Here is a 9,035-nt window from a genome sequence, read left to right on the forward strand (position 1 = left end):
TTATCAGTACAATTGCTCTCTCCTAGTGTACTGCACTGGACTGATAACCGCTATACCAAGGAAAAGGTTCGTCTTTTATGGTTGCCCATTTTTCCTTGAAGACTTCTGCTTGTAGATGGTAATCCTGATGACTATTACTAGCAGAATGTAGTTTTAAAAATAACGTCATCCGGTGAGGTGTTTCAACTGTCTGTGCTAGCCAGCAGGGAAAGGTATTCACCTGTGATGAGTCGTTGGTAAATATGATTTGATGAGCGCGAATGCCAACGTGGGATAATTCGCTGTTGATGGGTTCAATTACTTGGAGGCTACAAGCCCAATCAACTGCTTGCACCTGATTTGATGATTCAAAAACAACACGAGAGAAGTTCTTGCACCCGGTTAATTGGGCGACACCTACAGTGGTGGGATGCTCAAAAATATCGTATTTGGAGCCATAATGCACTGCTAAACCATGTTCTAATGCCAATAAGCTAGGGCAAATCTGGTAAGCTTCTTCCATATTATGGGTAACAAATAGAGTTACGCCTTGGTAATCAGCTAGAGTTTCTGTCATTTGCTGTTCTAGTTGACTACGCAAGTGGGTATCGAGTGCGGAAAACGGCTCATCCAACAGCAATGCTTCTGGCTGACTTGCCAATGCTCTGGCTAAAGCTACCCTTTGTTGTTGACCTCCAGATAATTGGTGCGGATAGCGTGAGCCTAATCCCTCTAACTGCATGGCTATTAGCTGTTCTTCTAAGAGCGCCCTGATATTAAGAGCGGATAATCCTTTGGGTAAGCCGAAAGCAATATTTTGCGCCACACTCATGTGTGGGAAGAGGGCATAGTTCTGCACTAAGAAACCGATGCGGCGATCGCGGCTTGGCAGATTTATTCGTTGTTCTGAGTCAAACAGGACTCTGCCATTTAAGACTATACGCCCTCTTGTCGGCGTTTCTATGCCGGCAATGCAGCGCAAACTCATGCTCTTACCTGCCCCAGAACCCCCCAACAATCCCAAGGGTTGCTCATTGGTATTAAAAGAAACCTTGAGATGAAAACTCGGCAGTCGTTTTTCAATATCCACAAATAGTCCTACTGCGGAGTCAGGTACAGACAATGAAAACGATTCTCTCCCGTGCCCCCCTTGTCCCCATTGTTCCCCTCGTCCCCCCTGTCTTTTATTCTCTGTAACTTCCTGCCAGTAGCTGACTGCAATAATTCCAGAGAAAGAAATTACCATAATGGCGATCGCCCAAAACCAGGTTTCGTCCATTGCTCCCGCTTCCACAGCAAAATATATTGCCATTGGAATCGTTTGCGTTTGTCCTGGGATATTGCCCGCCAGCATCAACGTGGCACCGAATTCACCCAAGGCACGGGCAAAGGCGAGAGTTGTAGCTGCTATAATTCCAGGTACTGCTAGAGGTAGACTGATGCGCCAGAAGATTGCTACTTCCGTTGCACCAAGAGTTCTGGCTACCCGTAAGAGATTAGTGTCAATTTGTTCAAAGGCTCCCAATGCAGTTTTATACATTAATGGGAAGGAGACGACTGTAGCAGCGATCGCTGCACCATACCAGGTAAAAACGATACTGAAGTCTAAAGGCTCCATAAGTTTACCTACAGGGCCATTTTTACCAAAAAATAGCAGCAGTAAAAAGCCGACAACCGTGGCAATACTGCTCGGTTAAGGAAAATGAAGGGTAAAACAAAGAAAAGTTTGTTCGCGTATGAGTTACGAGAACAAAATGAGATAATTCGACTTACTTTTTTTCTTTGAGGCTATCGTACAAGTCCACCCAATTTTGACGAAGAGAGTCGATGCATGAAGTTAAGTGATCGATTTGGGTTCTTCTAGCGACGGAGAGGACAGCATTAATATGAGCAGGGCTTCCAGCCTTACCCAAATGCCTATATTTGCTCAATGCAGTCATTAAACAAAAAGGTCATTTCCTTGGTCGTGTCCCAGCCCATGTAAAATTTGAAGTAGTTGAAATATTCAAAGATGGCTCTTATCAATCATGGATTGCACCAGATGGAGAGTCGAAAAAAAAGGGTGCGACCCGAATTTCTGTCCGCATAATTGAATATGTTATTGAAGAGAATGGTACAGAAAAGACTTACCGTTTGATTACTGATTTAATGGATATTTCCAACTTTCCGGCTTTGCTATTAGCATCAGAATATCATCAAAGATGGGAGGCTGAGAATACTTTAGATGAATTAAAGGTACATCTAAATGGTCGAAAAATCCCCATCCGTTCTAAGAATCCTCGTGAAGTAGTCCAAGACATTTATGGTTGGTTGTTAGGGCATTATTGCCTACGTTGTTTAATGTTTCAAAGTGCAGCCTTGAAAAATATTTCTCCATTAAGATTAAGTTTTACTGGTAGTTTACGAGTTCTTCGACGTGCCATCCCTGAATTTCAACGTCAGATAAATAATCAATTGGATATTAACATATACTAGCTGTTATTGTTAATGTGTTAAGGGAAAAACGAGGAAGAATCATAAAATGCAAGTTAGCGCTCGCAATGCTCTCAAAGGTACAGTTAAAAGCATCGTAGTAGGCTCTGTAAATACAGAAGTGACATTAGAAATTGCACCTGGAGTAGAGGTAACTTCAATTATTACCAAGTCTTCAGCAGAAAGTCTGAAACTCACTGAAGGTAAAGAAGTATATGCCATAGTCAAATCATCAGATGTAATAATTGCTGTAGGCTAAAGTAATTGTTTAGATTCTATTAAGGGGGGGCAATCAAACTGCCCCCTGTAAAGCGATTGCGTAGGTAAGTTGTTGGTACAACTGTGCCATCAATAATATGTTGTAGATAAGCTAAACCAAAGCTATTTAGTCTATTAGCTACATAACCAAATGTCTGCATAGGATTAGGATTGCGATCGCACCAGTAGGGCAAGGTAGTATATACGCACGAGTCCTTTAACGCCGCCCAAAAGTTTACCCTTTGATGACTAAGCCCCGCCATGAATGGGAGCAAGCAATTGCAAACTGCTTGAACCACAAGTATTTCCACTTTTCAAGCGTGCCATTTATTTATGACTCTAAATATTTGCTATGACTTCTCCTATTTTGCTGATGTCATAGTCACCGAGAACCTCTAATTGCGATCGCACGCTCCCGATGTCCCAACCCGCATTTCTCACAAGGGGGCGATCAATATGTTATTTGTCAATATTGAGAGGGCTGGATAGGTAAGCCAAGAGTATTCAAAGCCAGAGAAACTCTGCAAGCTATTAATCCTGATATTCGGGTGGAAGCAGTTCATGATTACATTACAAAGGAGAATGTAGACTCTTTAGTGCAATCTGCTGATATAGCTGTTGATTGCGCCCACAATTTCACAGAGCGGAACTTGCTCAATGAGGCTTGCGTGCGCTGGCAAAAACCAATGGTGGAAGCTGCAATGGACGGAATGGAAGCTTACCTGACGACGATTATTCCTGGTGTCACTCCTTGTCTATCATGCTTGTTCCCAGAAAAGCCGGATTGGAATCAGCGTGGGTTCTCGGTTGTCGGTGCTGTTTCTGGGACACTAGCTTGTCTGAGTGCATTAGAGGTAATAAAGCTGATTACTAAGTTTAGTCAACCCCTATTGTCACAACTGCTGACAATTGTGGAATTTGCCAAACGAAATTTTTATCATGATCCTTCATGTCTGGTGTGTGGTAGCAGTTCTTGCTCGGAAAATTCGTAAATAGTTGGATAATCGTAGCGATCGCTCTATAAGCGGATCGCCACAACTTACAGCAGTTTTCTTTTGCATGAGGTACAAAGTTACGGGTTTTGAGGCAGGAGGCAGGAGGCAGGAGGTAGAAACTCTTTATATCTGATGTGTGAGCCTTGCGTTTTGTACCTCACTTACTTGCAAACTGCTGTATCTACTCATTTCGAGCTATTCTATAGCAATTATGACATCTGACGCTTTAATCACAGCGATCGCTTGTTTTCCCTCTTGAAGTTGGAGATGCTCTACCGACTCCTTGGTAATAATTGCAGTTACTTCCACCCCAGGCACAATTTCTAATGTGATCTCAGAGTTGACTGCTCCTGGGTGAATTTTCTTAATAGTTCCTTTTAAGGAATTACGAGCGCTAACTTCCATATTTTGATCCTCCCTAGTTATAAGGTAATTCTGAACTGATTAATACTAACAACTATGAGATTGTTGGATTATCCTCATTTAGTGAGATATCTTCAGCGTTACAGAATAACTTAGATATCAGACTGGTATTAGAAGATGAACTCTCCGTTGTAGGCATCTTTAGTCAGAGGGGTTTTCAGAAATATTTTGGTTTCAAAGGAGAAGGAGGAGCAGATAATATGACGATATTTGTCACATTACTAACGTAACGACCTCCAGCTTTGTCACCTGGAACTACTAAACGAGCAAATCCTTCATCTGTTAAAGGCACAACATTACCATCACTACCTTTTTTTTCAAATGCAACTAGCACTGTTTTGCCTTCAAAGTTAGGTTGAATTTCACCAATAGCTACGACTGCACCATAGCAATCTGTGGCATCAACTAGAACATATTGCCTCAGAAAAGAGTTTTTAGAATTCACCCCATAATTCCCAGGTTTTAGACCACCTCCGGCTTTCGGATTATTAATTAATTCCCATAGGGGGATTCCATAGTATGTTTCTGTTCGTGGCCCTGAGCCTGTTTGAAAGCTCACAGTGATTTCAGTAACTAATGCTGGATTTTGTTTTTTTAAAGCATCTTGTAAATTTTGCAGTTTTTGCAAGTTATAAGTGGCTGGATTATTGAGTTCTCCACCCAAGCGAAAACTTTGCGAAGAACCTCCAAGACACTTATTTTTATTCCAGACAGAAGGTGTTTTTTCTTCTTTTTCTGAGGGAAGACTACTTCTTGAGTCAGCTAAAGTAGGCTGCCATAAAACCAGTATCGATAGCATTAAAGACGCAATGGGTATCGTGCGGGTAAAACGCATAAAACATTTCTCCGTTTACTATTGAATATTGAAAAAACTAGATTGTTTTGCTGAAAGCTGTTTGCTTACCAAAAATTAGTATCGTTATCGCCAAAATTGAGCAATTTGACAATAGATTCTGTTAGATAAAAATAAAAACGGTTCTATCGTTAAACTTTCAACTCCTTACCAAACGCTACTAAATAGCTAGTTTTTAATATGATTTATTAAAAACTAATAAATCCTAACGCCAAAGTTAGCCACAAACCTCTTGTTAGATTTGCGTTTTTCCAAATGGATAAGTATATCTGTGTAATCTAATGAAGATAATACCAACTTATTGAGTAAAATACCAACTAATATAGTAATCAAACACGAACAAAATTAATTTTTATTTCTTTTTAAAATAGTTCAGCTTAATATTGTATAAAAACTAAGCTGTGGCGTATTCCATCAAATTTAAAGCAACTCTCCAGCCACTGTGCAAAGCTTGAGCAGTGCCACTAGCTTGAAGAACTAATTGCTTCTCCTGGCAGACTGTACCACTTTCGACTTGATGATGAACTTCGGCACCACAATATTTTAATACTCTGGCTGCTTCTTCAGTAGCGCAAATGGTCATCGGGTGACGGGTAGAAAACTCTATTTCACCAGGTTGCTTGCCAATGCCAAGTCCGTAGGTTGTCAAATCTAAGTAGGGAACATCTTCCTGAATTAACCTAGCGATCGCCTCATCTGAGAAGAAAACACTCATTTTAGTTTTATGATCGGCTGACAAATAAATAGCTAAATCAAGATTCCCACTAAACCTAATCTCATTCAGTTGTAGGAATTGTAATAATTACTACTATTGTCCCAAATAGTTGGTAACAAAATAACTTTATTAAGAAAGAATATCTACCTCAGTCGCCAAAATGAGTTAAATGCTGAAATTGTCAATTACTGATTTATAGTATCAAGCTTGAATTTAGCAATCATACAGATAGTGTAAATTACAAACATAATCCAAAGAAGATTGAGAATGCTAAATTTAGATGCCATTGATCGTACAACAATGCAATCAGTTCCATACAGTTATGCTGTGATAGAGAATTTGTTGCCCAAAGCAGCTAGCTTGGAACTTGCTGCCAGCTTTCCCCAAGAGCAGTTTCGCTTATCAATAGGAGAAGGATATGGGTATCTTTGGAGTGAGATGCTTGCTAGTAATGAGGATATTGCTTTGATGTACAAATTTTGCGATGCCTGCGGCGGGCGTAGCCATCGCGCCAACCCTGAGTTGTCAGATCGTTGGCGCGATCGCATTGCACAAGGAAGATTATCTTCTAATCTTGGTAATCTCAGCAGTCCTTGGCAACAAGTGATAGAAGAACTGTGGACACCTGCTTACCGCCAAGCCTTAACACAGATGTCTGGGGTGGAATTGAAAGACTGTGCAATGGTGATTGGGTTTCGTCGATATAATCTAGGTCACTGTCATCGCCCTCATACTGATGAACCATCGAAAGCTTTGACTCATTTGCTATTTTTCAATGAACAATGGCCTATGGACTGGGGTGGTTGTTTGCGAATTCTCTTTGACGAAAAACCAGAATCTGTCTTCCAAGATATTGCACCACTGAACCAGTTTTCGGCTGTGATTGTGCGCTCAGATAATTCTTGGCACATGGTAACTCCAGTAGCATCGACTGCACTACAGTGCCGATTGGCTCTCAGGATTGCTTTTTTTCACAATCTCGATGCAGGTGCTTAGTTGATAGTAGGACTTACGCAAAATATCTCTCAAACTCTGATTTCTCCGTGCCGCGCCAGTTGCTTCTCCCAGGGGGAGACGCTACGCGAACAAGTCGGGGAACCGCAAGGGCGCACTGGCAACTCTATTGCCTCTGCGGTAGCCTGCGGCAAGCCGTTCGCGTAGCGTCTCGTAGAGAAGCGTCTACGTTATTCTGTAGCTCATACGTAAATCCTAGATAGTAAAAATACAATCCCTACACAAAAGGCGATCGCCTCTATTTTCTGGAAACAAGTAGTTAACTAAGAATATAAAAGGCAGTTAGCTTTCTTACAGATTATTCTGATTATATGAGTGCAACTATAGCAGTCATACCTACTTTGTAAGCACATCCCCGACTTATTCACAAGTTGCAGATATGCTTACAAACGATTTAGAAATGCGATATTTTTAAACCTATTTTTCGCTTATACAGTAGTAAAGTTATACCACCCGTGACTAACATGGCAGGTATTGAATCTGATTCAGGAATTGGTATAATTTGACCAGAACCACTGATTGTGTTGCTAAACTGGCCAAAATCATTCACTCGACGACCGGTCGTAACTAAAAAGTATTTCTGTCCTGTAAGGAGTTCTTGGTTGAAAGTAACAGTACTACCATTAGTAGTGGTATTTGCTATAAGAACATTGGTTAATTGTTCAGTAGGATTGAAACTGTCCTGATATAAAGCTAAGAAAATATCCCATTTTCTATTTGCAGGTGGTGTAGGTTCAGATTCACCATTTATATTATATAAACCTGATTGATCTACCGTAAAATCAAATACACTGTAAGGTACACTCATTCCCAAATTCCCATCTTTTTCACCACTGATAAGAGTGGGAGGATTCCCTGGTGCTACACGCCGCCAAATTGGTTCATTTGTTGTATCTCCCTGATAAGTAAAGGTAGCAGCTTTGGAGGGTTGAGCGGTAGAAACAGTAGCTAATGCTAACCCCAGAATCACCATTAATGGTTTTTGAAAAAACTTTGTTTTTAACATAAATTATCTACTTGGATTTACTAATAGCTTGTTTCAAAAATGTTGAGAGCGAGAAACTTATCAAGCAGATTCTCGATTGTGAGTGACATTCGATGTATGGCGATCGCATAGATAGGATTGCTGGCAAATGTCTCGAATCTCTCACTACTAATCCTTAAATAGTCCTTGATCTGAGCATTTAAACTTTATGAATTATTCAACAGTATTTATGGCATATTTTTTTATACGAATTTGTATTTTTGATTGAAGCTATCATACCAACTTGGTTGGAAAAAATCAATTCAACTACGTAATTAAACGCTGACTTTATCAAAACTTTAAGTAAAAAGTTTTTTTATTTTGCAGGACTTACACACATGACAAGACTTCACGAGTAACTACGACTGTGGTGCTTTTACGATGCCTACGGCAAGCGTACCCCTGCTCAAAAGCCAGCTATGCAGAGCGTCTTGTTAACGCAACCTCTGTCTCCGATACGCTATTCGCGTTCGTAGAGAAGCGATCGCAATCTCTACGACGGGCTACACTTACGCAACATAGCTATTTGATCTCAAAATCCGAGCAACTTCTTGCATAGCGCGGGGATGTGTTTGTTTGCCTTGTGCCTTCTTTCACTATGAAAGAAAGCAAATGTGGAGGCATAACAGCTTATGAATCTTGTCCCTCGACAATTTCTTTTTGGATAAAACTAATTTGTGCAGCTAATTCTTGCCGAGTAGAAGCTTTGAATAGATATCGGAAAACAAACCAGATTAAGTAACCAATTCCAGTCAACTCAAAAACTAGATTTAACTGAGGAATTTCATTTATTACATCTAATACAGCTAGAATTATTTTAACTGCAATAGTCGCTGTAATAATTGTAGCAAAACAAATAATTGGCATCTGGTATTCAGTGGAAAAGCTACCTAAGTACTTAGGTAATTGCTCCAAAAACGCAGATAATTTGCCAATTGGCTGCCATTGAGGTAAGGGTTGATTATCAGGTATTAGCAGTGGTTGAGTATCAAATTTTGAACTTTCAACTGCTGCAATAGGTTCGGTAGATGTAATATCAATAGATTTCGATTGTTGTACTTCGTTCTCCTGAAGTAATGGTTGATTATCAGGTATTAGCAATGGTTGAGTATCAAATTTTGAACTTTCAAGCACTGTGTAGTTTACCGCCGTAGGCATCGGTTCGGTAGATGTAATATCAACAGATTTCGATTGTTGTACTTTACTCTCTTTAAATTTCCTCTTTTCTTCAGGGATAACAGTTTTCATTTGCCCACCACGGATATCAGATTGAGCGAGTTTCATCAGAGGAGAGTAAATGGC

Annotated in this window: 8 protein-coding genes and 3 pseudogenes; 4 read left to right on the forward strand and 7 right to left on the reverse strand. The window is 40.3% G+C overall.

Features of this window, described 5'->3' with window-relative positions; all coding sequences use genetic code 11:
* Window positions 1-22 precede the first annotated feature (22 nt).
* Window positions 23-1,657 (reverse strand): annotated as a pseudogene (modB, locus tag HWQ36_RS00590) (molybdate ABC transporter permease subunit); the annotation flags it as partial.
* Between the two features lie 278 nt (window positions 1,658-1,935).
* Between modB and HWQ36_RS00595 the strand changes: the two are divergent.
* Window positions 1,936-2,454: pseudogene (locus tag HWQ36_RS00595) on the forward strand (transposase); the annotation flags it as partial.
* Between the two features lie 46 nt (window positions 2,455-2,500).
* The gene (locus HWQ36_RS00600; protein ID WP_292696973.1) at window positions 2,501-2,710 is read left to right on the forward strand and encodes a molybdopterin-binding protein; all 210 of its coding nucleotides are present in this window, start codon (window positions 2,501-2,503) and stop codon (window positions 2,708-2,710) included.
* 19 nt (window positions 2,711-2,729) lie between these two features.
* Here the strand turns inward: HWQ36_RS00600 and HWQ36_RS00605 are convergent, their stop codons facing one another.
* Window positions 2,730-3,008 carry a hypothetical protein gene (locus tag HWQ36_RS00605; protein WP_292696975.1) on the reverse strand — a complete coding sequence of 93 codons (279 nt, stop codon included), beginning with the start codon at window positions 3,006-3,008 and terminating at the stop codon, window positions 2,730-2,732.
* A 183-nt stretch (window positions 3,009-3,191) separates the two neighbouring features.
* Here HWQ36_RS00605 and HWQ36_RS00610 point away from each other — a divergent pair.
* A pseudogene (locus HWQ36_RS00610) lies at window positions 3,192-3,701 on the forward strand (ThiF family adenylyltransferase); the annotation flags it as partial.
* 198 nt (window positions 3,702-3,899) lie between these two features.
* Here HWQ36_RS00610 and HWQ36_RS00615 read toward each other — a convergent pair.
* The 3 genes from HWQ36_RS00615 to HWQ36_RS00625 all read right to left on the reverse strand — a co-directional run bounded on the left by HWQ36_RS00615 (window position 3,900) and on the right by HWQ36_RS00625 (window position 5,695).
* Entirely contained in the window at window positions 3,900-4,109 is a 210-nt protein-coding gene (locus HWQ36_RS00615) for a molybdopterin-binding protein (protein ID WP_292696978.1), read from the reverse strand.
* A gap of 175 nt (window positions 4,110-4,284) precedes the next feature.
* Window positions 4,285-4,962 carry a hypothetical protein gene (locus HWQ36_RS00620; protein WP_292696980.1) on the reverse strand — a complete coding sequence of 226 codons (678 nt, stop codon included), beginning with the start codon at window positions 4,960-4,962 and terminating at the stop codon, window positions 4,285-4,287.
* 412 nt (window positions 4,963-5,374) lie between these two features.
* Entirely contained in the window at window positions 5,375-5,695 is a 321-nt protein-coding gene (locus tag HWQ36_RS00625) for a hypothetical protein (protein ID WP_292696982.1), read from the reverse strand.
* Between the two features lie 267 nt (window positions 5,696-5,962).
* Between HWQ36_RS00625 and HWQ36_RS00630 the strand changes: the two genes are divergently transcribed.
* Window positions 5,963-6,691, forward strand: coding sequence for a 2OG-Fe(II) oxygenase family protein (locus HWQ36_RS00630; protein ID WP_292696984.1), 729 nt, complete (start codon window positions 5,963-5,965; stop codon window positions 6,689-6,691).
* Window positions 6,692-7,103: 412 nt separating this feature from the next.
* Here HWQ36_RS00630 and HWQ36_RS00635 read toward each other — a convergent pair whose 3' ends face one another.
* Together HWQ36_RS00635 and HWQ36_RS00640 are read right to left on the reverse strand one after the other, a co-directional pair.
* A complete protein-coding gene (locus HWQ36_RS00635) occupies window positions 7,104-7,715 on the reverse strand; it encodes a PEP-CTERM sorting domain-containing protein (RefSeq protein WP_292696987.1) in 612 nt (203 codons plus the stop codon).
* A 648-nt stretch (window positions 7,716-8,363) separates the two neighbouring features.
* Window positions 8,364-9,035 (reverse strand): CAAD domain-containing protein (locus HWQ36_RS00640; protein WP_292696991.1); only part of this gene is annotated, 672 nt, incomplete at its 5' end.

The organism is Nostoc sp. NMS2 (genome assembly GCF_017115105.1).
GTDB lineage: Bacteria > Cyanobacteriota > Cyanobacteriia > Cyanobacteriales > Nostocaceae > Nostoc.

Bases quoted from the DNA above. Each gene is read 5' to 3' on its own strand.
- HWQ36_RS00635 (WP_292696987.1), bottom strand. From the start codon at position 7,715: ATGTTAAAAACAAAGTTTTTTCAAAAACCATTAATGGTGATTCTGGGG.
- HWQ36_RS00630 (WP_292696984.1), top strand. From the start codon at position 5,963: ATGCTAAATTTAGATGCCATTGATCGTACAACAATGCAATCAGTTCCA.
- HWQ36_RS00620 (WP_292696980.1), bottom strand. From the start codon at position 4,962: ATGCGTTTTACCCGCACGATACCCATTGCGTCTTTAATGCTATCGATA.
- HWQ36_RS00600 (WP_292696973.1), top strand. From the start codon at position 2,501: ATGCAAGTTAGCGCTCGCAATGCTCTCAAAGGTACAGTTAAAAGCATC.
- HWQ36_RS00615 (WP_292696978.1), bottom strand. From the start codon at position 4,109: ATGGAAGTTAGCGCTCGTAATTCCTTAAAAGGAACTATTAAGAAAATT.
- HWQ36_RS00625 (WP_292696982.1), bottom strand. From the start codon at position 5,695: ATGAGTGTTTTCTTCTCAGATGAGGCGATCGCTAGGTTAATTCAGGAA.